The sequence below is a fragment of the Anaerofustis butyriciformans genome (genome assembly GCF_036289385.1).
Lineage (GTDB): Bacteria > Bacillota > Clostridia > Eubacteriales > Anaerofustaceae > Anaerofustis > Anaerofustis butyriciformans.
Window position 1 is genome coordinate 123,550 of sequence record NZ_JAYFFH010000004.1, and the last position, 22,074, is coordinate 145,623.

Annotated in this window: 20 protein-coding genes; 5 read left to right on the top strand and 15 right to left on the bottom strand. The window is 30.7% G+C overall.

Annotated elements, in window-relative coordinates:
- The first annotated feature begins 58 nt into the window (after nucleotides 1-58).
- Together lepA and hemW are read left to right on the top strand one after the other, a co-directional pair.
- A complete protein-coding gene (gene lepA / locus V2W16_RS06990) occupies nucleotides 59-1,864 on the top strand; it encodes a translation elongation factor 4 (protein WP_329383564.1) in 1,806 nt (601 codons plus the stop codon).
- Nucleotides 1,857-2,987, top strand: a complete 1,131-nt coding sequence (gene hemW / locus V2W16_RS06995; RefSeq protein WP_329383567.1) for a radical SAM family heme chaperone HemW — start codon at nucleotides 1,857-1,859, stop codon at nucleotides 2,985-2,987. Before lepA ends, hemW begins: the two co-directional genes overlap by 8 nt.
- A gap of 25 nt (nucleotides 2,988-3,012) precedes the next feature.
- Here hemW and orr read toward each other — a convergent pair whose 3' ends face one another.
- Nucleotides 3,013-4,089 carry an ornithine racemase Orr gene (gene orr, locus V2W16_RS07000; protein ID WP_329383570.1) on the bottom strand — a complete coding sequence of 359 codons (1,077 nt, stop codon included), beginning with the start codon at nucleotides 4,087-4,089 and terminating at the stop codon, nucleotides 3,013-3,015.
- Nucleotides 4,090-4,219: 130 nt separating this feature from the next.
- Between orr and V2W16_RS07005 the strand changes: the two genes are divergently transcribed.
- Nucleotides 4,220-5,437 (top strand): arginine deiminase, encoded by a 1,218-nt coding sequence (locus tag V2W16_RS07005; protein WP_329383573.1) that lies wholly within the window; start codon nucleotides 4,220-4,222, stop codon nucleotides 5,435-5,437.
- A 9-nt stretch (nucleotides 5,438-5,446) separates the two neighbouring features.
- Nucleotides 5,447-6,454 (top strand): ornithine carbamoyltransferase, encoded by a 1,008-nt coding sequence (gene argF / locus V2W16_RS07010; protein WP_329383576.1) that lies wholly within the window; start codon nucleotides 5,447-5,449, stop codon nucleotides 6,452-6,454.
- A gap of 32 nt (nucleotides 6,455-6,486) precedes the next feature.
- Here the strand turns inward: argF and recA are convergent, their stop codons facing one another.
- From recA to V2W16_RS07030, 4 genes are all read right to left on the bottom strand, one after another.
- On the bottom strand, nucleotides 6,487-7,506 hold the full coding sequence (gene recA / locus V2W16_RS07015; RefSeq protein ID WP_138268562.1) for a recombinase RecA: 1,020 nt from the start codon (nucleotides 7,504-7,506) through the stop codon (nucleotides 6,487-6,489).
- Nucleotides 7,507-7,561: 55 nt separating this feature from the next.
- A complete protein-coding gene (locus tag V2W16_RS07020; protein WP_329383579.1) occupies nucleotides 7,562-8,809 on the bottom strand; it encodes a competence/damage-inducible protein A in 1,248 nt (415 codons plus the stop codon).
- Nucleotides 8,810-8,937: 128 nt separating this feature from the next.
- A complete protein-coding gene (gene uvrA / locus V2W16_RS07025; protein ID WP_329383582.1) occupies nucleotides 8,938-11,751 on the bottom strand; it encodes an excinuclease ABC subunit UvrA in 2,814 nt (937 codons plus the stop codon).
- A gap of 146 nt (nucleotides 11,752-11,897) precedes the next feature.
- On the bottom strand, nucleotides 11,898-13,064 hold the full coding sequence (locus V2W16_RS07030) for an aminotransferase class I/II-fold pyridoxal phosphate-dependent enzyme (RefSeq protein ID WP_329383585.1): 1,167 nt from the start codon (nucleotides 13,062-13,064) through the stop codon (nucleotides 11,898-11,900).
- Nucleotides 13,065-13,214: 150 nt separating this feature from the next.
- Here V2W16_RS07030 and V2W16_RS07035 point away from each other — a divergent pair, with 150 nt between their 5' ends.
- Nucleotides 13,215-13,646 carry an HD domain-containing protein gene (locus V2W16_RS07035; RefSeq protein WP_329383588.1) on the top strand — a complete coding sequence of 144 codons (432 nt, stop codon included), beginning with the start codon at nucleotides 13,215-13,217 and terminating at the stop codon, nucleotides 13,644-13,646.
- 9 nt (nucleotides 13,647-13,655) lie between these two features.
- Here V2W16_RS07035 and V2W16_RS07040 read toward each other — a convergent pair whose 3' ends face one another.
- From V2W16_RS07040 to V2W16_RS07085, 10 genes are all read right to left on the bottom strand, one after another.
- Entirely contained in the window at nucleotides 13,656-14,483 is an 828-nt protein-coding gene (locus V2W16_RS07040) for a prephenate dehydratase (RefSeq protein WP_329383591.1), read from the bottom strand.
- Between the two features lie 99 nt (nucleotides 14,484-14,582).
- Nucleotides 14,583-16,217 (bottom strand): Ig-like domain-containing protein, encoded by a 1,635-nt coding sequence (locus V2W16_RS07045; protein WP_329383593.1) that lies wholly within the window; start codon nucleotides 16,215-16,217, stop codon nucleotides 14,583-14,585.
- 162 nt (nucleotides 16,218-16,379) lie between these two features.
- Nucleotides 16,380-16,772 (bottom strand): 30S ribosomal protein S9, encoded by a 393-nt coding sequence (rpsI, locus tag V2W16_RS07050; protein ID WP_138268569.1) that lies wholly within the window; start codon nucleotides 16,770-16,772, stop codon nucleotides 16,380-16,382.
- Between the two features lie 9 nt (nucleotides 16,773-16,781).
- On the bottom strand, nucleotides 16,782-17,222 hold the full coding sequence (gene rplM / locus V2W16_RS07055) for a 50S ribosomal protein L13 (protein ID WP_138268570.1): 441 nt from the start codon (nucleotides 17,220-17,222) through the stop codon (nucleotides 16,782-16,784).
- Nucleotides 17,223-17,382: 160 nt separating this feature from the next.
- Complete coding sequence (gene truA / locus V2W16_RS07060) at nucleotides 17,383-18,117, bottom strand: tRNA pseudouridine(38-40) synthase TruA (RefSeq protein WP_329383598.1); 735 nt, start codon at nucleotides 18,115-18,117, stop codon at nucleotides 17,383-17,385.
- The gene (locus V2W16_RS07065) at nucleotides 18,117-18,932 is read right to left on the bottom strand and encodes an energy-coupling factor transporter transmembrane component T family protein (protein ID WP_329383601.1); all 816 of its coding nucleotides are present in this window, start codon (nucleotides 18,930-18,932) and stop codon (nucleotides 18,117-18,119) included. The genes truA and V2W16_RS07065 overlap by 1 nt, the downstream gene beginning before the upstream one ends.
- Before the next feature lie 10 nt (nucleotides 18,933-18,942).
- Nucleotides 18,943-19,782 (bottom strand): energy-coupling factor transporter ATPase, encoded by an 840-nt coding sequence (locus V2W16_RS07070; RefSeq protein ID WP_329383605.1) that lies wholly within the window; start codon nucleotides 19,780-19,782, stop codon nucleotides 18,943-18,945.
- Nucleotides 19,773-20,606: an energy-coupling factor transporter ATPase gene (locus V2W16_RS07075; protein WP_329383608.1), complete on the bottom strand. Its 834-nt coding sequence runs from the start codon at nucleotides 20,604-20,606 to the stop codon at nucleotides 19,773-19,775. The genes V2W16_RS07070 and V2W16_RS07075 overlap by 10 nt, the downstream gene beginning before the upstream one ends.
- Before the next feature lie 124 nt (nucleotides 20,607-20,730).
- Complete coding sequence (rplQ, locus tag V2W16_RS07080; protein ID WP_138268575.1) at nucleotides 20,731-21,078, bottom strand: 50S ribosomal protein L17; 348 nt, start codon at nucleotides 21,076-21,078, stop codon at nucleotides 20,731-20,733.
- 25 nt (nucleotides 21,079-21,103) lie between these two features.
- A complete protein-coding gene (locus V2W16_RS07085; protein WP_329383613.1) occupies nucleotides 21,104-22,051 on the bottom strand; it encodes a DNA-directed RNA polymerase subunit alpha in 948 nt (315 codons plus the stop codon).
- Nucleotides 22,052-22,074 lie beyond the last annotated feature (23 nt).

A 22,074-nucleotide genomic window follows, 5' to 3' on the forward strand; every position in this document is an offset into this window, starting at 1 on the left:
CTTATGTTTATTTTATGGTAAAATTTATTAGCATTATTATAATAATATAAGGTGAAAGATGAAAAGTAAACAAGAAAGAACAAGAAATTTTTGCATTATTGCACATATTGACCATGGTAAATCAACCTTGGCAGACAGATTAATAGAAAAAACAGGCTTAATAGCCAAAAGGGATATGACAAGTCAAGTTCTTGATAAAATGGACCTTGAACAAGAAAGAGGAATTACTATTAAACTTCAAGCTGTAAGACTTGTTTATGAAGCAAAAGACGGAGAAGAATATTACCTAAATCTTATAGACACACCGGGACACGTTGACTTTACTTATGAAGTGTCACGTTCTCTTGCTGCATGCGAAGGTGCAATATTAATAGTAGATGCTACACAAGGAATTCAAGCTCAAACAATGGCAAATGTATACCTTGCTCTTGAAAATGACCTTGAAATTATTCCTGTAATAAATAAAATAGACCTTCCAAGCGCCGATCCTGAAATGGCAAGAAGAGAAATTGAAGACTATATTGGTCTTCCTGCTGATGAAGCACCGCTTATTTCAGCAAAAGAAGGAATAAACATAGAAGATGTTTTGGAAGCAATAGTAAAAGATATTCCATCTCCAAAAGAAAATAACAAACAACCACTTAGAGGACTTATTTTTGACTCATATTATGATCAATATAAAGGGGTTGTTATAAGTACAAGAATAGTTGACGGTGAAATCAAAAAAGGTACAAAAATTAGATTTTACGCAACAGGAAAAGAATTTGAAGTTGAAGAAGTTGGAATCTTTACAAGCACTTTAACTCCTGTAACAAAACTTGAAAGCGGAGATGTAGGATATGTATGTGCCAGCATTAAAAATGTTGAAGACACCAGAGTTGGGGATACAATAATGGATGCTGATAATATGGCAAGTGAACCGCTACCTGGATATAAAAGCATTACTCCAATGGTTTACTGCGGTATCTATCCTGCTGACGGAAGCAAATATGAGGACTTAAAAGAAGCTTTAGGAAAACTTAAATTAAACGATGCTTCTTTATTATATGAACCTGAAACTTCAGTTGCATTAGGATTTGGTTTTAGATGCGGATTTTTGGGACTTTTACACTTAGAAGTAACACAACAAAGAATAGACAGAGAATATAATATAGATATTGTAACAACAACTCCAAGCGTTATATATCATGTAACAAAAACAGACGGTAGTGAACTTAAAGTAGACAACCCTACAAACCTTCCTCCAATTCAAGAAATAAGTTACATGGAAGAACCTTTTGTTGATGCCAATATAATGCTTCCAAGTGAATATGTTGGAGCTGTTATGGAAATTTGTCAAAATAAAAGAGGCATTTACAAAACAATGGACTACATTGATGAAAACAGAGTTAACTTAAAATATGAAATGCCTTTAAATGAAATTATTTACGATTTCTTTGATACATTAAAATCAAGAACAAAAGGATATGCTTCTCTTGATTATGAACTACTTGATTATAGAAAGTCAGACCTTGTAAAACTTGATATACTTCTAAACGGAGAAATGGTAGATGCGCTTTCATTTATTGTTCACCGTGACAAAGCTCAAGCAAGAGGAAGACTTATTGTAAAAAAACTTAAAGAAGAAATTCCAAGACAAATGTTTGAAATACCTATTCAAGCAGCAATAGGCGGAAAAATCATCGCAAGAGAAACCGTTAGAGCTTTAAGAAAAGACGTTTTAGCGAAATGTTACGGCGGAGATATTTCAAGAAAAAGAAAACTTCTTGAAAAACAAAAAGAAGGGAAAAAGAAAATGCGTCAAGTTGGTAAAGTTGAAGTACCTCAAGATGCATTTACGGCAGTGCTTAAATTAGATGAATAATATTTCAATATATATACACACACCATTTTGTAAACATAAATGTTATTACTGTGATTTTGCTTCTTATGCAAATAGCGAAAGCTACATTAAAGATTATTATGAAGCATTAGGTAAAGAAATTCTTTTAAAAAAAGAACAGCTAAAGAGTAGAAGTATTTCTACTCTTTATTTTGGCGGAGGAACTCCTAGTTATGTAGACAGCAAATATATAGGTGAAATCATAAATATCATTAAATCAAATTTTAATTTTGAGGATAATGCTGAAGTAACAATAGAGCTTAATCCCGAAAGTTTAACAAAAGAAAAACTTCAAGATTACAAAAATTTTGGTTTTAACCGCTTAAGTATGGGATTACAATCTGCAAATAATGAAACTTTAAAAAAGATAGGAAGAATTCACACAGTAGAGAAATTTAAAGAAGCTTTTCTCCTTTCAAGAGAAGAAGGCTTTAACAATATAAACGTAGATTTAATGTTTTCTCTACCGAATGAAAAATTAATAAATTTTATTGATTCTTTAGAATTTGTATTGTCCCTCAGTCCAGAACATATTTCTACCTATTCTCTTATATTGGAAAAAGGTACAAAGCTTTACGATTATTATACAAACAACAATATAGAGCAAAATGATAATTTAGACAGACAAATGTATCATTATTTAATACAAAAATTAAATGAATATGGATATAATCAATATGAAATTTCGAACTTTGCAAAAGATGGATATGAAAGCAGACATAATTTAAGATGTTGGGACTTTTATGATTATGTAGGATTTGGGAGCAATGCTTCAAGCTTTAATGATAATAAACGAAGTACAAATAAAGAAAATATAAAAGATTATATTGAAGACATAAAAAAAGATACTATTCCAATAAAAGAAGAACATATACTTACAAATGAAGAATTAATTGGAGATTATATTATGCTAGCATTAAGAAAAACAAAAGGCTTAGACATAGATGATTTTAATAAAAAGTTTAATTTAGATTTTGAGGATAAATATAAAGACAAAATAAATAAATTTAAAGAAATGAGACTTGTGCAAATAAAAAACAATCATTTTTCTTTAACATATAGAGGACTGGATTTTGCAAATGTTGTAATGATGGAGTTCATATAAAAAAAGCACTGAAATCAGTGCTTTTTTATTTTGATTTAAAATGAACATATTCTCTTTCAACATAATTACTTGTCATTGCCGCAAGAGCTGCACCATAATCAAGTTTAAAAGATATTACATCACCAAGCTTATACATCTTATCAGCATTTGTTAAATCAAGTATAGTATGATCGCTGCTTGCTCCCAAAATTTCTATATCACTATCAACAGGCTGCATCCCCTCTGTCTTTACGTCTTGTCTTCCAATGGCAACAATTGCTCTTCTCATTGTTCCTTTATTCGTAAATTCAGGAGTATTCCCAAATGCATCCATACCAATTTCTCCAATTGGAACAGAAGGTTTTTCTTTTAATTCCACTATTTGAGCTTCTAAAATAAAGTTATCATGATAAAGCCCCTCTACAGGTTTACCATAACTTGTTTCATTCCCAAGCAAAATGACTTCACCAAGTCTTAAATTGTTTATTCCGCTTATCATCTCTCCACTTTCAACTAAAGTATAAGAACTTGAATTACCTCCTGAAACAACTTTTAACTCAATATCAAAATCTTCTTCGATTCTTTCTTTAATTTTAACAAGTTTTGAAAGATTATCAGGTCTTGGAATAACACCACCAAAACAAGTAAGATTTGTTCCTATTCCATAAAGCTCAATATTTTTAAGCTGTAATATTTTATCTATATCACTATATAAATCATCAGTACTAAAATAACCTTCCCTTAAATCCCCAAGATCTACCATTAAAATAACTTTATGTACTTTATTTTGTTTATATGCTTCTTTATTTAATAGTCTTATTGTTTTTAATTCGCTGTTTAAAGATACATCACTATATCTGATAACATCTTCTATTTCACATTCCATAGGAATTCTTATAAGCCATTTTTGCATATTGAAACAACTTAACTTTTTAAGATTTTCAATTCTGGAATCACCAAATGCATTTGCTCCACCTGTAACAAAACATTCTGCAATATTCTCGTCCGCCAAAAACATCTTTGTTACAGCCGTTACATTAATATCGTACTTTGCACATTTTTCACATACTTTTGAAGTATTCTCCCTTATTCCTGCTAAGTTTATTTTAATTTTGGGAAACATAATATTACTCCTTTTATATAAAGTTTTATAAATTTTTTTCAATCTTGTTTCAATACCATGTTATAATATGTTAATATATTACAGTATAGATATTATTATATCAAAAAAAAAATAAAAAAAGTAGGTTATTATGGATAAATTATTAATTAACAATGAAATTGGTAAATTAAAAAAAATATTACTTCATAGACCGGGCTTTGAACTTGATAGAATTACACCTGACGATCTAAAAGAAGTTTTATTTGATGACATCCCTTGGATGAGCAGGATGAGAAAAGAACATGATGGTTTCGCAAATATCCTAAGACAAACAGGAACGGAAGTATTATATGTAACAGATTGTTTACTTCACGTTATAAGTAATAATAAACAAGCAAAAGAAGAGCTTGTTGACATTGTATTAAGAGAAGTACAATATGACGATATAACTGTTATGGGACTTAGAGAATTTTTATTAAGCCTTGATAATAAAGAACTTATAAGATGTGTTATTGCAGGACTTAGCGAAAGCGAAATAAAATCAAACAGAGTTACATTATCTGATTATATGCAAGATAAATACCCTTATTATTTTAAACCAATACCAAATCTTTACTTCATGAGAGATGTAGGGGTTGTAATAAAAAATGGTGTTGCTTTTTCTAAAATGAGAACTCATATTAGAAGAAGAGAAAGTTTAATAATAAGACTTATTTATAAATATCATCCTGATTTTTCAGGTTCTCCTGTATATTTTGACAACGAAAGAGAGAGAATGACTCTTGAAGGCGGGGACGTTCTTATTTTAAGTAAAGAATGTGTTCTTGTAGGTTTTTCAGAAAGAACATCTCTTGAAGGAATAGACAGGCTTGCACAAAATCTTTTAACTTCAGGTAGTGGAGTTAAGAAAGTATTAGCTGTAAAAATACCACATGAAAGAGCATTTATGCATCTTGATACGGTATTTACAATGGTAGACTATGATAAATTCATAATCTTCCCTAATATATTAAAAGACATTGAAGTGGTAAGTATAACAGCAGGAGAAAAAAACACATTAAAATACGAACAAGAAGAAAGCTTAAAAACAGCGCTTGCAAAAGCTTTAAATCTTCCAAGCGTAAAACTTATAAAAAGCGGTGGCAGCAGCAGTGTTATTTCAGCCAGAGAACAATGGAATGACAGCACAAACACACTTGCCATTTCCCCTGGAGTTGTTATAACATATAACAGAAATGAAATTTCAAACGAAATACTTGACAGAAACGGTATTAAGGTTCTTTCAATAGAAGGAAGCGAACTTGTAAGAGGAAGAGGCGGCCCAAGATGTATGAGCATGCCTTTAGTTAGAGAAGACATAGAATTTTAGGAGGAACAAATGAGCGTTAATTTAAAAGGAAGAAGTTTTTTAACACTTAGAGACTATACAACAGAAGAAATTAAATTTTTACTTGATTTGGCAAAAGAACTTAAAGCAAAGAAAAAAAGAGGTGAAATCGGTGATTTACTAAAAGGTAAAAACATCGTCTTACTTTTTGAAAAAACATCAACAAGAACAAGATGTGCATTTGAAACAGCAGCATATGACGAAGGTGCTCATGCAACATTTTTAACAAATTCACAAATGGGTAAAAAAGAATCTTTAGAAGATACAGCAAAAGTTCTTGGAAGAATGTTTGATGGTATTGAATTCAGAGGTTTTAAACAAGAAACAGTTGAAGACCTTGCCAAATATTCAGGAGTTCCTGTTTGGAATGGTCTAACAGATTTATATCATCCAACACAACTTCTTGCAGATGTTCTTACAATGTATGAAAACATCGATAAAGACAACAACAACGACATGAAACTTACTTATGTTGGAGATGCAAGAAACAACGTATCAAATTCTTTACTAATAGGATGCGCAAAACTTGGAATAAATTTTGCTGCGGCAGCTCCAAAATCTTTATGGCCTGATGAAAATCTAGTAAAAGAAATGGAAGAAATCGCAAAAGAAAACGGAAGCACAATTCTTATAACAGATAATGTTGATGAAGCCGTTAAAGATGCCGACGCAATATATACAGATATTTGGGTATCAATGGGTGAAGAAGATAAATTTGAAGAAAGAATCAATCTTTTAAAAGATTATCAAGTTAACATGGATATGCTTAAAAAGACTGGAAATGAAAATGTAATATTCTTACACTGTCTACCTTCTTTCCATGACTTAAATACTGAAATAGGAAAAGATGTTTATGAAAAATATGGATTAAAAGAAATGGAAGTAACTGATGAAGTATTCAGAAGTAAACATTCAAAAGTATTTGATGAAGCAGAAAACAGAATGCATACAATTAAAGCAGTAATGTGTGCTACACTTTCAGATAAATTATATGAATAAGATAAAAAAAGAACAGCTAAGCTGTTCTTTTTTTATTCTTCAATATTTTCTTCTTCTTCATGAGTTCTTCCAAGAACTTCATCTAATACTAAGTTTTCTATAATCTTAGCAGTTTCCGGATTATCTTTAAGGAATTGTTTTGCTTTATCTCTTCCTTGTCCTATTTTTTCATCTTGATAAGAATACCAAGCTCCTGCTTTTTTGATAATACCGTATTTTGCCGCCATATCAACTATATCGCCTTCTCTTGATATTCCTTTTCCATACATAATATCAAATTCAGCAATTTTAAATGGTGGTGCAACTTTATTTTTTACGACTTTAACTTTTGTTCTGTTGCCTATAATGTCTTGACCGCTTTTTATTGAATCAACTCTTCTTACCTCAAGTCTTACTGAAGAATAGAATTTAAGAGCTCTACCTCCCGGAGTAACTTCAGGATTACCAAACATTACCCCTACTTTTTCTCTTAATTGATTTATAAATATAGCTGTTGTATTTGATTTATTTATTGCTCCCGCAAGTTTTCTCAAAGCTTGAGACATAAGTCTTGCTTGTAAACCTACATGACTATCTCCCATATCTCCTTCGATTTCAGCTTTTGGAACCAATGCAGCAACAGAGTCCACAACTACAACATCAATTGCAGAACTTCTTACAAGTGCTTCTGTTATTTCAAGAGCTTGTTCTCCTGTATCTGGCTGAGAAACAATTAATTCATCTATATTAACACCAAGAGCTTCTGCATATACAGGGTCAAGAGCATGCTCAGCATCTATAAAAGCGGCAACTCCACCGGCTTTTTGTGCTTCTGCAACAACGTGTAATGCCACTGTTGTTTTACCTGAAGATTCAGGTCCATATATTTCGATAATTCTTCCTCTTGGAAGTCCGCCTACCCCAAGGGCAGCATCAAGAGAAATTGAGGATGTAGAAATTGTATCAATAGTAACAGCCGGCTTATCACCAAGCTTCATTATCGCACCTTTCCCAAAACTACTTTCTATATTTTTCATTGCAAGCTCTAAGGCTTTTTCTTTATCTGGATTCATATCTTAACGTCCTTTCAAACATTTGTTCTTATATATTATACAATTACTTTAAAAATTAGTCAATATTTTCATCAATTATTTTTAATATATTATTAATTGCATAATATGCGCTTCTTGTTTGAACTCTTTTTCTTTCACCTGTTATGTTGTAAAGTTTTGAAGTTACTTTTCCATTATAATAAAATCCCATATACACTGTTCCTACAGGTTTTTCTTCACTTCCTCCTCCCGGGCCTGCAATACCGCTTATGGAAATTGCAACATCAGTGTTAAAACGTTTGGCACATCCTACAACCATCTCTTCTACGCAGTTTGTACTTACCGCACCATACTTCTTTAGAGTTTCTTCTTTTACACCAAGAAGGGAGTGTTTTACTTCGTTTGTATATGTAACTGCACTACCCATAAAAACTTCACTTGCTCCTGCAATTTCTGTAATATAGCTTGCAAGGAGACCTCCCGTACAAGATTCTGCACAAGAAAAAGTAAGTCCTTTTTCTTTTAATGTTGCAATTAATTTTTGAGGAAGAGTTTCTCCTTTAACAGAATAAATATATTCTTTAAAGTTACTTGTTATTATTTCATCTACCTTGTCCAAGTTTTCAACCGCATGCTTTAAGTTATCAGCTTTTGAAACGGCTTTAACTTTTACACCGCTGTCATTAAAGTATGTATTTACGTTTACCCCTTCAATATCAGGAAGCAAATCTCTTAATCTATATTCTATTTCAGATTCACCAATACCTGAAGTCATATAATCTTTTACGGCAAAGAATTTATTTAATTTATTAACCAAGTATTCTTTAATATGTTTATAATACATATTTGTATTTTCTCTTGGTGGTCCAGGAAGCATAATAATCATTTTATCTTCAATTTCAAGAAGCGCTCCGGGAGCAGTTCCTCTGTCGTTATCTAAAATTTTTGCTCCTTTTGGGAATAATGCTTGTCTATAATTATTAGGTGTTAAAACGTAATCTTTTCCTTTTCTGATAAAATAACTTTCAACGTGTTTTCTTGCTTCTTCATTCTCTTCCAAAGGTCTGTTTGTAACCTTTGCAATGGCTTCTTTTGTCATATCGTCCAAAGTTGGTCCAAGACCTCCTGTTGTAATGATAACATCACTTAATTTAACCGCATCCATAAATGCGCCTTCTACCATATCTTCGTCATCACTTACAACCACATGTTTAACAACTTCAATTCCTATTTCAGTAAGTTCTTTTGCAAAAAAAGTACCATTTGAGTTTAATACATCTCCACATAAAACTTCATCGCCTATGCACATTATTGTCGCTTTCATATTTTCTCCTTTAACACATAAATTTACATTGCTATTTTAAATTATACTATTTAAAAATTCAAAATTACAGTATATATAATTAAATTATTCATTATTTTTATAAAAAAAAGACTCTATTAAGAGTCTTTTTATTTTAATATTTTCTTTAGATATTGTCCCGTATAACTATTTTTAACTTTAGCAACCTCCTCTGGTGTTCCTGTTGCAATAACTTCTCCTCCGTTATCTCCTCCGTCAGGACCTAAATCAATTATATAATCTGCACATTTTATAACATCAAGATTATGCTCTATTATAAGAATAGTATTTCCACCTTCTCTTAACCTATAAAGAACTTCAAGGAGTTTTTTTACATCTTCCATATGAAGACCTGTTGTAGGTTCATCAAGAATATATAATGTTTTGCCTGTTTGACGTTTTGATAAATATGTTGCAAGTTTTATTCTTTGAGCCTCTCCTCCCGATAGAGTTGTAGAAGGTTGTCCAAGTTTTATATAACCAAGCCCTACATCATAAAGAGTCTGTACTTTTGATTTAATTGAAGGGATATTTTCAAAGAAATCAAGAGCTTCTTCAACACTCATATCTAATACATCAGCAATGGTTTTCCCTTTATATTTTATCTGTAAAGTTTCATCGTTATATCTTTTTCCGCCGCAAACTTCACAAGGAACATAAACATCAGGTAAGAAGTGCATTTCAATTTTTATTATTCCATCTCCCTTACAATGCTCACATCTTCCTCCTTTAACATTAAAACTAAAACGTCCTTTTTGATAACCTCTCATTTTTGCTTCATTTGTTGATGCAAAAACATCTCTTATCATATCAAACATTCCCGTATAAGTTGCAGGATTTGACCTTGGCGTTCTTCCTATCGGAGATTGGTCTATGTCTATTATCTTATCAAGATACTCTGCCCCTTTTACTTCCTTATGTTTTCCCGGTCTTTCAAGGGAACCAAGAAGCTGTTTCCTTAAAGATTTAAACAGTATTTCATTTACAAGAGTACTTTTTCCTGAACCTGAAACACCTGTAACACAAGTCATTTTACCAAGTTCTATTTTTACATCAATATTTTTAAGGTTATTTTCCTTTGCCCCTATTATTTCAAGATACTGACCGTTTCCTTCTTGTCTTTGTTTTGGAACCTCTATTTTCTTTCTTCCTGAAAGATAATCTGCCGTTATTGAATTCTTATTATCAATAATTTCTTCAAGAGGACCGCTTGCAACAACCTCTCCCCCATGAATCCCAGCTCCAGGACCTATATCAACTATATAATCCGACTCACGCATTGTATCTTCATCATGTTCTACTACTATTACTGTATTCTCAATATCCGTTAAATCACGAAGTGTTTTTAATAATTTATCATTATCCTTTTGATGAAGACCAATACTTGGTTCATCTAAAACATAAAGTACTCCCGTCAGTTTTGAACCTATTTGTGTGGCAAGTCTTATTCTTTGGCTTTCACCACCTGATAAAGTTGATGCAGCCCTGTCTAAAGTAAGATAATCAAGTCCAACATCTATTAAGAATCCCAGCCTTGATTTTATTTCTTTTAAAATAAGTTCCGCAATCTTAGCTTCGTTTTCCGTTAAAGTTAAATTATCAATAAATTTTTTACAGTCTTTTATTGACATTTCCGTAAGCTCAATTATGTTTACTCCGTTTATCTTTACTGCAAGAGAATTTGGATTAAGCCTTTTCCCGTGACATGAACTACAAGTTATGTTTGACAAGAATTTAGCAAATTTTGCTTTTATATATTCACTGTTGCTTTCAAAATATCTTCTTTGTATATTGTTTATTATCCCTTCAAACTCTACTTCTCTTTCTTTATATCCCCCAAAATGAGAATTAAATCCTATTTTAATTTTACCTTTATCTCCATATAAAAGAGCATTCATAAATTCATCGCTTGCTTCTTTTAAAGGTTTATCCATAGAAAAATTATACTTCTCAACCAATGTTTTTATTATTACAGAATAATAAGTACTGTCATCGGAACTTATAAAGTTAGAAAGAGCTCCTTCTTTTATAGAAATATCTTTATTTGGAATAACAAGGTCTGGATCTATGGTTTGATGATATCCTATACCATTACAATCCATACACATCCCAAAAGGAGCATTAAAAGAGAAGTTTCTTGGCTCAGGCTTTTCCATTGCAATTCCACAATCCATACATGCAAACTTTTCCGAATAAAGCTTGTCTTCATCATTAAATTTACATACAACCAAACCATCAGTAAGTTTTAATGCCGTTTCAACAGAATCATTAAGTCTTGATTTTATTCCTTCTCTTATTTTAAGTCTGTCAATTACAACGTTTATGTTATGTTTTTTATTTTTTGAAAGTTTTATGGAGTCATCTAGGTCAAACATTTCCCCGTCAATAAATGCTCTTAAATAACCGTCTTTTTTTAAATGTTCTATTAAATTTTTATGAGTTCCTTTTTCTCCTCTTACTACAGGAGCCAATATTTGAACCCTTGTACCCTCTTCATGAGATAATATATCTTTAATAATAGTATCTATACTTTGACTTTCTATTTTTTTACCGCATTTTGGACAGTAAGGGATACCTATTCTTGCATATAAAAGTCTGAAGTAATCATATATTTCTGTTACCGTTCCAACGGTAGAACGAGGGTTTCTGTTTGTTGTCTTTTGATCGATAGAAATAGAAGGACTTAAACCTTCTATGCTCTCTACATCTGGTTTATTTGTCTGCCCTAAAAACTGTCTTGCATATGCAGATAAACTTTCAACATATCTTCTTTGTCCTTCTGCATATATAGTATCAAAAGCAAGAGATGATTTACCGGAACCTGAAAGTCCCGTAAAAACAATGAGTTTATCTCTTGGAATTGTTAAATTTATATTTTTTAAATTGTTTTCTTTAGCGCCTCTTATAACAATTTTATCTGACATTGTCCCCTCCTTTTTTACATTAAACTGATATTATCATAAAAATTTTTTATTTACAATAATGAGAAAAATTTTCCTTATTTCTTTTTATTATTCTCCTATAAAATATAAGAATGTACAAAGAAATAAATCAATGTACATTCAAATTTTTATTTTAATATATCGCTGTTTTTTATGCTTTCAATTGCTTTTTTCATCTCATCTTCATCTTGAACAAGTGCCATTCTCACATGGACTTCTCCCGATGGTCCAAAAGCACTTCCGGGAGTAACCAAAACTCCGGTTTTATCAAGAAGTTCTATACAAAATTTCTCTGAAGAAGTATACTTGCTTGGAATCTTTGCCCATACAAACATTGTTGCAGGACATCTATTCATTTTCCATCCTATTTCATTTAATCCGTCACAAAGAATATTTCTTCTGTTTTCATATGCTTTTCTTACGGTTTCAACACAAGATTGATCTCCTGTTATAGCAGCAATTGCCGCCTTTTGAACAGGTAAAAACATACCATAATCCATATTTGACTTTAAATTTGATAAGTTTTTAACTACTTCTTTATTACCAATACAAAAACCTACCCTTGCCCCTGCAAGTCCATATGTTTTTGACAAAGAATTGAATTCTACCCCTACATCTTTTGCACCTTCATAACAAAGGAAACTTCCACAGGTATTCCCGTCAAAAACCAAATCGCTGTATGCATTGTCATGAAGAACAATAATATCATATTTTTTTGCAAAAGCTATTAGCTTTTTATAGAAGCTGTCAGGCGCCATAGCTGTTGTTGGATTATTAGGGTATGAAACTACCATAAACTTAGCTTCTCTTCTTATATCCTCCGGTATCTCGTCTAAATCAATTATATAACCATTCTCTTCTCTTTGAGGCATATAGTATAGCTTTGCCCCTGCAAGCCTTGGACCGTCGGCAAAAACAGGATAGCATGGATCCGGAACTAAAACAGTATCTCCAGGATTGACTATTGAAAGTGCTATATGAGCAAGACCTTCTTGTGAACCAAGTAAAGATGTAACTTCACTCTCTGGATCAATATCAACGCCGTATCTATTTTTATACCATACTTTCACAGCCTGTTTTAAATCTTCTTTATCATTTAAAGGATACAAATAACTTTCCAAATTCCCGGCTTGTTTTATTAAAGCATCTACAATATGCTTTGCAGGCGGAATATTTGGAGCGCCTACGCTTAAATCAATTACATGCATTCCCTCTTTTATTTTTTCTTCTTTTAAATGAGCAAGTTTGGAAAAAATCCCTTCTTGGAACATATCCATTCTATCTGCAAACTTCATTATTACCCCTCCTATTCAGATACTTGCTTCAAAATAATATAGCAAAATATATGCCATATCTATGTATTATATTCGTTTTTTTTAATAAAGTCCACTAATGCACAAATTTAATCAAATTTTTTTATGATATAATATAAAAGAGGTAATAAAATGCAAAATAAAAACATAGAAAAAGCACTAAAAATTGCATATAAAGCACATGAAAATCAATTTGATAAAGGAGGAGAGCCCTATATAAACCACCCTCTTCATATTGCAAAAATGCTAAATTGCGAAGATGAAATAATTACTGCACTTTTACATGATGTAATGGAAGACAGTAATATTACAAAAAAAGATTTAATAGACTTTGGCTTTAATGAAAATGTAATAAATGCTTTATCTTGTTTAACAAGAAAAAGAAATGAAGATTATTTTTCTTACATAAATAAAATTAAATCAAATATATTGGCTAAAAAAATTAAAATCTTAGATCTTGAACATAATCTTGATATAAAAAGATTATCTAAAATTACAAACAAAGATTTACAAAGGATAGAAAAATATAAGAAAGCACTTGCCATATTAAAAAAAGACCGTTAAAGCGGTCTTTTATATTGAATAAAATCCTAATACTTTTAATCCATATTGTTTTTTTACATTATCCAACGATTTTTTTACTATTTCAATTTGATCATTTTCCCCGTTAATCTCCAAATAAAAATTATATTTCCCCATATCTGTCTTTGTTGGTCTAGACATTATTGCAACCAGGTTTATTTTATTTATAGAAAACTCATGTAATATATCAAAAAGGATTCCGGGTCTATCTATATTTGGCATAATATACATTGGAACTTTAAAATTCTTATTTTCTTGAGCCGTACATTTATTTTCGCCTTTTTCCACAACAACAAATCTTGTAAAATTATTAGATGCATCTGTTACATTATCTATTTTATATTTTGCATTTGCATATTTTAGCATATGCATAGGTATTATACCGCCTTCTGCCAATATCCCCTTACTTACGTTATTATAAGATTCCATATTGCTGTCAGTTGTAATAATATTTACACCCTTCAAAGAGTCTAAAAACTTTCTGCATTGTCCGTTTGTTTTAAATTGAACATATATTTTTTTTATTTGCTCAATATTTTCACTGTTACCTATAAAAGAAAACTGAACAGGAACACTTATCTCTCTTACAATATGAACATCCATTTCAAGAAGTAAATCGAGTGTTCTTTGAACAAATCCATCAAGTGTATTTTCTATTGGAATTATTCCCATATCACATTCTTTACCAATGCTGTGAAAAGTTTCATCAATAGTATTATAATATACTACATCAAAATCTTCCTTTTCCTCACTTAAAAACACGCTGCAAGCATTATCGCTGAATGTTCCCTTTGGTCCAAGTACCGCTAATTTTCTCAAATTCTTTCTCCATATTTTAAATTACTATAAAAAAGGATATCAAAAATATACATTTTATTCAATAGCAAGTAAAATAAAAAACATCCATAAGGATGTTTTTTATTTTACTTTTACTTTATATACTTTTGAGAAAGAACCTTTTGTACTTCCGTTTACGGCTCTTACTTTGTAGTAATAAGTTTTCTTTGATGTAAGTTTTTTATTCACATATTTTGTTGATTTCACAGTTGCAACTTTTTTAAATCCTGTTGATTTATTTGTTGATCTGTAAATTTCATAATATTTTGCATTTGAAGCTTTTGAAATTGTGATTGTTGCACTTTTCTTTCCGCTTTTTATTTTTAATGAATTTACTTTTCCAACTGTAATTTTCTTTTTTGGTAGATTAACTTTAACATTGCAATATGCTATTTTCCCATCTTTTGTTTCAGCTTTAATAACAGCGCTTCCGTCTGCAACAGGTGTAATTTTACCATTTTCAACTTTTGCAACTTTTGTATTGCTACTGCTCCACTGTATTGTCTTATCATCTGCATTTGAAGGATAAACTTCTCCTGTTAAATATACAACATCAGTCAATTTATTTAATTGTACATTTGTTTTATTTAATGTAACACTTTCTGTTTTAACTTTATTTACATTAATACTGCAAACAGCAATAATATTTCCATTTTCTTTAGAAACTGCTTTAACTTTTGTATTTCCTGAATTTTGAGCTGTTACAACTCCATTTTCATCTACATTAGCAATATTAATATTTTCACTTTCCCATTTTACATCTTGATTTTTAGCATCTATTGGATAAATTGATGCATTTAATTTTACAGTATCGTCTACATCTAATGTTACATTTTCTTTATCAAGAGAAATACCTGTTACCTTTTTTGGTGAAACATTTACTTCAACTGTTTTTACAATATTATTTACTGTACTTGCAGTAATTATTGTTTTCCCTTCTTTAATTGCTTTTATTTTACCATTATTATCAACTGTTGCAATTTCAGGATTACTGCTTTCCCATTTTACTGTTTTATCAGTTGTATTCTTAGGCAAAACTTCATATGTTACAACTTTTTCTTCATCTTTAAATAAATTTAAAGTACTGTAATCAAGTCTTAAAGAACTTGCCATAACAGGTTTTACACTAACTTCAAAAGATGTACTTACACCATTTCCCATGTTAACTGTTATTGTTGTAGTACCTACTTTTTTTGCTGTTAGTTTAAAGCTGTTTGAACTGTAGAATGATTTTGGATATGATACAATATCTTCATTTGATGATGTTAAAGTAACGTATCTGTCTGTAGTATTTGAAGGTAAATATTTAATAAAGTAATAATCTCCACCACCCATGTAAATACTTTCAGGACCTATTACATTAACTCCATTAATTTTAACTTCATTTACAGTTACTTTACATTCTGCTTTTTTACCGTTTGCTGTCATTGCAAAAATAGTAGCTGTCCCAACCCCAGAAGAAACAACAACACCATCTGCATCTACACTTGCAATATTTTTATCAGTACTGTTCCAGTAAATTAAGTCTTTATCATATGACGCAGGCTCAATCGCTGCCTCTAATTTAAATGATTCTCCTATACCGTTTAATACTAATTCATCTTTGTTAAATGTAATATTTGTAGCATTAACGCTTTCTTCGTTAGATGCATAAATAGGGGGTATAATACTAAATACTAGCATCACTGTAAGAAATATACTTAATATTCTTTTCATGATTCCCTCCACTTTTTTTCAATATGTTTTTCAAAATTTTTCATATCCTACCATATCTGTAGGAAAAAGTAAACCCCCTTTTTCAATTTAAAAATATTCAGACTATTTATATTTTCGTAATAAAAAAAGAACAGCCATAGGCTGTTCTGTATATATAATATATTATCTTTTTGAAAATTGTGGAGCTTTTCTAGCTTTCTTAAGACCATATTTTCTTCTTTCTTTCATTCTTGAATCTCTAGTTAAGAAACCTGCTTTTTTAACTTCTTTTCTTAAATCAGGGTTTTCTGCAACTAAAGCTCTTGAAATACCATGTCTGATTGCTCCTGCTTGACCAGAAATTCCGCCGCCATATACATTTACACTTACATCATATTTATCAGCATTATCTGTTAAAACTAATGATTGTCTAACAATTACTTTAAGTGTATCATTACCGCCGAAATATTCTTCTATATCTCTACCATTAATAGTTATCTTTCCACTACCTTGTTTTAAAACTACTCTTGCAACAGAATTTTTTCTTCTGCCTGTAGCCATAACTTGTTCTGCCATCTATTCCTCCTACTTAATATCAAGTACTTCAGGTTTTTGTGCTGCATGTTCATGTTCGCTACCTGCATATACTTTTAATTTCTTAAATTGAGCTCTTCCAAGTTTATTTTTTGGAAGCATACCTTTAACTGCTTTTTCGATTACAAATTCCGGTTTGTTAGCAATTAAATCTTTGTACATTACTTCTTTTCTTCCACCAGGATATCCTGTGTGTCTGTAATATTTTTTGTCTAATAATTTATTTCCAGTAAGATGAATTTTTTCTGCATTAATTACAATTACATAATCCCCAGTATCAATATTAGGTGTGTAACAAGGTTTGTTTTTACCTGTTAATACTTTTGCAACTTCACTACATAATCTACCAAGTGTTTTGCCTTCAGCATCAACTACATACCATTTTTTATCAATTTGTTGGGGTTTAGCAATACTAGTTGACTTTGTTAACATTTCGTTAAACCTCCACAATACATATAATATTTTTTATTTTAAATTATCTGCTCTACATTTTCCATGCACGGGGCTAACGATACACGAAAAATATCTAGCCTATATATTTTAGATTATTTTACCTTTTATGTCAATATATTTTTTTATAATATGTAAGTTTTTAGTAAAAAACTTCCTTTAAATAAAGCCCTTCAGCAGGTGCCGTAACATTTGCCATGCTTCTGTTTTTACTTTCTAAGATTTCATCTATTCTATTTTCGTCAAATCTTCCTCTTCCTATATCGATCAAGCTTGCAACAATGATTCTTACCATATTATATAAAAAGCCATTGCCTTTTATTTTGAAAATAATTAAATCATCTTTTTTAGTTATTTTAACATCATATATTTCTCTTATGGTACTTTTAACATTACTGCCACTTCCCATAAATCCAGCAAAATCATGTTCACCAATAAGTTTTTTTGAGGCTCTAGTCATCTTATCCAAATCAAGTTTATAAAAAACATGAGTTGCCCTTCCTATAAAAAGAGGATTCATTATACTGTTATTATAAATTAAATACATATATTCTTTCCCTGTGGTATCATATCTGGCATGAAAATTCTCATCTTTTTCTTCTGCCTCTATTACCCTTATATCCTTTGGCAAAAATGCATTAATACCATAAGGAAATTTTTCTATAGATATATTTGAATTTGTATAAAAATTGGCTCTTTGTCCTAAAGCATGAACACCACTGTCAGTTCTTCCGCTTCCGTAAAGTTTAACCTCTTCTTTTACTAGACTTTCAACAGCTGTCTTTACTTTCTCTTCAACACTTATTCCGTTATTTTGCATCTGCCAGCCAACATAATTTTTACCGTCATATTGTATTGTAAGGAGTATATTTCTCATTAAATAATCCCCTTAGTATAAAGAATATTTGTTACTACTACAAAAATTATCATGAATACAATATATAAATAAGTATAAAAATCATTTTTTGTATACTTTAATTCTTTCATTCTTGTTCTGTTTTCTCCGCCCGTATAACATCTTGCTTCCATTGCAAGAGCTAAATCTTCGGCTCTTTGAAAAGCAGATAAGAATAAAGGAATTAAAACCGGAATAAAAGCTTTTGCTCTGTTTATAAGATTTCCGCTTTCGAAATCTGCACCTCTTGATTTTTGAGCATTAATAATCCTTGTTGTTTCTTCCATAAGCGTTGGAATAAATCTAAGAGCTATACTCATCATCATAGATAATTCATGTGCATATTTTTTTAATAAAGGTACTTTTTTCATTAGCCTTTCTAAGCCGTCAGTAAGGGATATAGGAGATGTTACAAGTGTTAATAAAGAAGTACCCGTAACAAGCAAAACAAGCCTTACAGCCATTAATATGGCGTTATGAAGTCCTTTATCAGTTATCTTTAAAAAGCCTAATTGATATATTACATTACCGGGTGTCATAAACATATTAAGACAAACGGTAAATAAAATAATAATAATCAGTGCTTTTAAACCTCTAAGAAGATATCCTACCGGAACTTTTGAAATAATTAAAGGAATCAATAATAAAATAAACATTCCCAAAAATCCAATAAAAGATTTAACAAAAAAAAGTAAAATCATATACAAAAAAGTAGCCATTATTTTACTTCTCGGATCTAATTTATGAATCATCGATCCGGTTGGATAATATTGTCCTATTGTAATATCATTTAGCATATTTTTTTCCTTATATAACTCTTTCTATTTCTTTTATTACTTCAACAAATGTAAATAAATTTGTATCTACATCAAGTCCTTTTTCTTTAAGTTTTAACATAAGCTCTTTTCCTTCAGGAACATTTAAGCCTATGCTTCTTAAAAGTTCAACATTTTTAAAAACTTCTCTTGGTGTATCATAAAGTTTTAATTCTCCTGAAGAAAACACCATTATTTTACTTGCATATTCACAAACATCTGTCATTGAATGTGACACTAAAAAAGTAGTCAAATTATTTTCTTTATGAAGTTTATATATATTGTCAAGTATCTCTTTTCTTCCCACAGGGTCTAATCCACTTGCAGGTTCGTCCAATATAAGTACATCTGGATCCATAGCAATAACACCTGCTATTGCAACTCTTCTTTTTTGTCCCCCTGATAAATCAAAAGGAGATTTATCTTTATAAGTTTCAAAATCCAATCCAACCATATCCATTGCTTTTCTTACTGCTCCGTCGATATCTTCCATGCCTATATTTTTAGGACCAAAAGCAATATCTTTATATATTGTTTCTTCAAATAATTGATATTCAGGGTATTGAAATACAAGCCCTACTTTTGAGCATATATCTTTCATTAATACGCCTTTTTCATTTATATTAAGATCATCTAAAAATATATCCCCGCTTGTAGGTGTTAGTAACCTGTTTATATGTTGAATTAAAGTGGATTTCCCGCTTCCTGTATGACCTATAATTCCAACCAATTCCCCATTATCAACTTTAAAATTTATATTTTTTAAAGCCTTAAATTCAAATATACTGTCTTTGCCGTATGTATGACATAAATCTACAACTTTTACTGACATATTTCCTCCACTAATTCATCTAACGTAAGGATTTTATCGTTTTTTATTTTCCCTTGCTTCTTTAATTCATAAGCAACTTTAGTAGCATATGGTGGTTCAAGCATTAGTTCTTTTAAAATATCACCCTTTGCAAAAACCTCTCTTGGTTCATCTTCAAGAACTTTTACTCCTCTATCAAGAATTATTACCTTATCGGCACTTACTACTTCTTCCATATAATGAGTTATTAATACAATTGTTGTTCCTTTTTCATTTAATTTTTTTATTGTATTAATTACTTCAGTTCTTCCTTTTGGGTCTAACATTGCAGTAGGCTCATCTAAAATAATGCATTCAGGATTCATTGCAAGAATTCCTGCTATTGCAATCCTTTGTTTTTGACCACCTGAAAGTTCATGAGGTTTTTTATCTCTAAACTCACTCATACTTACGCTTAAAAGAGCTTCATCGACTCTTTTTCTTATTTCACTTGGCTCAACGCCTAAATTTTCAGGGCCAAAAGCAACATCTTCTTCTACTATTGTTGCAACCATTTGATTATCCGGATTTTGAAATATCATACCCGCTTTTTGTCTGATATCCCATATCTTTTTTTCATCTTTGGTATTCATTCCGTCAATTAAAATATCGCCGCTTTCAGGAAGTAAGATTCCATTTAATAGTTTTGCAAGGGTTGATTTTCCGGAACCGTTTCTTCCGATTATACCAACAAAACTTCCCTTTTCAACACAAAAAGAAACATCTTTCAATGCTTCTACAATCGTCTTCCCTTCATTATCCTTATAAGAATAATTAACGTTTTTTATTTCTATCATTTCGCTCATATTTTTTCTCTCTTATATATATTATAAACTTACACAATTTCAAATTATACAAATTTATAATATATATTATATAGAGCTAAAGGAACAGTGCTTATACTGTCCCTTTGTACTATATTTTATTAGATTATTCACTTACTAACTCTAAAATCGCTGTTTCAGCGCCGTCACCACGTCTTGCACCAAGTTTATAGATTCTTGTGTATCCACCGTTTCTGTTTTCATACTTTGGAGCAATTTCATTGAATAATTTATCAACTACACGTTTGTCATAAATGTAAGCAAGAGCTTGTCTTCTAGCATGTAAATCGCCACGTTTACCTAAAGTAATCATTTTATCAACGATTTTTCTTGCTTCTTTTGCACGAAATAGAGTAGTGTTTATTCTTTCATATCTAAGTGTATCTGTTACTAAACCTCTTAGCATAGCTTTTCTTTTATCACTAGCTTTACCAAGTTTTCTATATCCTGACATTATAAACCTCCTTTATTAGTGTTTACTATTCATCACCTTGTCTAAATGATAAACCAATTTCGGCAAGTTTCTTTTTAATTTCATTTAAAGATTTCTTACCTAAGTTTCTTACTTTAGACATATCTTCTTCACTTCTTGAAATTAATTCTTCAACCGTATTTATACTAGTTCTCTTTAAGCAGTTGCTTGAACGAACAGAAAGTTCTAATTCGTCAATTGACATTTCTAAAACTTTCTCTTTTTCGTTTTCTTCTCTTTCAACCATTAAACTAGCATTTGGTAAATTTGCATTCATATCTATAAATAATTGAAGATGGTCGTTGATTACTTTTGCTGCAAGTGAAACAGCTTCTTCCGGAGAAATAGTTCCGTCTGTCCAAACTTCAATATTTAATTTATCATAATCAGTAACATTACCAACTCTTGTATTTTCAACAGTAAAGTTTGCTTTCTTTACAGGTGTGAAAATACTATCTACAGGAAGTGTACCTATTGGCATATCTTCCTTTTTATTCTTTTCGCTTGGAACATATCCTGTACCGCTATCAATAGTAATAGTCATATCAAGTACAGCATCATTCATAAGTGAAGCTATATGCAAATCAGGATTTACAATTTCAACATCGCTATCGCAAATTATATCTCCCGCAGTTACTTCTCCTTCTCCTTCAGCGTGAATATGAACATCCACAGGTCCATCAGAATGTAACTTTACAGATAGTTCTTTTAAATTTAGAATAACTTGCAATACATCTTCTGCTACACCATCAACTGTAGCAAATTCATGTAATACATTTTCAATTTTAATGTTTGTTACAGCAGCACCAGGTAATGATGATAACATAATTCTTCTAAGAGAATTACCGATTGTCATACCATAGCCTCTTTCAAGTGGTTCTACAACAAACTTACCATAAGTTCTATCTGCACTAATTTCCGCAATCTCAATATTAGGTTTTTGAAATTCTAACATATATAAAACCTCTCAATTCCTTA

What these genes read in the sequence shown, in the direction of transcription:
- rplM (WP_138268570.1), bottom strand. Translation starts at nt 17,222, where the DNA reads ATGTTAACAAAGTCAACTAGTATTGCTAAACCCCAACAAATTGATAAA.
- V2W16_RS07045 (WP_329383593.1), bottom strand. Translation starts at nt 16,217, where the DNA reads ATGAAAAGAATATTAAGTATATTTCTTACAGTGATGCTAGTATTTAGT.
- V2W16_RS07070 (WP_329383605.1), bottom strand. Translation starts at nt 19,782, where the DNA reads ATGTCAGTAAAAGTTGTAGATTTATGTCATACATACGGCAAAGACAGT.
- orr (WP_329383570.1), bottom strand. Translation starts at nt 4,089, where the DNA reads ATGTTTCCCAAAATTAAAATAAACTTAGCAGGAATAAGGGAGAATACT.
- rpsI (WP_138268569.1), bottom strand. Translation starts at nt 16,772, where the DNA reads ATGGCAGAACAAGTTATGGCTACAGGCAGAAGAAAAAATTCTGTTGCA.
- recA (WP_138268562.1), bottom strand. Translation starts at nt 7,506, where the DNA reads ATGAATCCAGATAAAGAAAAAGCCTTAGAGCTTGCAATGAAAAATATA.
- V2W16_RS07085 (WP_329383613.1), bottom strand. Translation starts at nt 22,051, where the DNA reads ATGTTAGAATTTCAAAAACCTAATATTGAGATTGCGGAAATTAGTGCA.
- V2W16_RS07035 (WP_329383588.1), top strand. Translation starts at nt 13,215, where the DNA reads ATGCAAAATAAAAACATAGAAAAAGCACTAAAAATTGCATATAAAGCA.
- rplQ (WP_138268575.1), bottom strand. Translation starts at nt 21,078, where the DNA reads ATGTCAGGATATAGAAAACTTGGTAAAGCTAGTGATAAAAGAAAAGCT.
- truA (WP_329383598.1), bottom strand. Translation starts at nt 18,117, where the DNA reads ATGAGAAATATACTCCTTACAATACAATATGACGGTAAAAATTATGTT.
- lepA (WP_329383564.1), top strand. Translation starts at nt 59, where the DNA reads ATGAAAAGTAAACAAGAAAGAACAAGAAATTTTTGCATTATTGCACAT.
- V2W16_RS07005 (WP_329383573.1), top strand. Translation starts at nt 4,220, where the DNA reads ATGGATAAATTATTAATTAACAATGAAATTGGTAAATTAAAAAAAATA.
- V2W16_RS07020 (WP_329383579.1), bottom strand. Translation starts at nt 8,809, where the DNA reads ATGAAAGCGACAATAATGTGCATAGGCGATGAAGTTTTATGTGGAGAT.
- argF (WP_329383576.1), top strand. Translation starts at nt 5,447, where the DNA reads ATGAGCGTTAATTTAAAAGGAAGAAGTTTTTTAACACTTAGAGACTAT.
- hemW (WP_329383567.1), top strand. Translation starts at nt 1,857, where the DNA reads ATGAATAATATTTCAATATATATACACACACCATTTTGTAAACATAAA.
- V2W16_RS07030 (WP_329383585.1), bottom strand. Translation starts at nt 13,064, where the DNA reads ATGAAGTTTGCAGATAGAATGGATATGTTCCAAGAAGGGATTTTTTCC.
- uvrA (WP_329383582.1), bottom strand. Translation starts at nt 11,751, where the DNA reads ATGTCAGATAAAATTGTTATAAGAGGCGCTAAAGAAAACAATTTAAAA.
- V2W16_RS07075 (WP_329383608.1), bottom strand. Translation starts at nt 20,606, where the DNA reads ATGAGCGAAATGATAGAAATAAAAAACGTTAATTATTCTTATAAGGAT.
- V2W16_RS07065 (WP_329383601.1), bottom strand. Translation starts at nt 18,932, where the DNA reads ATGCTAAATGATATTACAATAGGACAATATTATCCAACCGGATCGATG.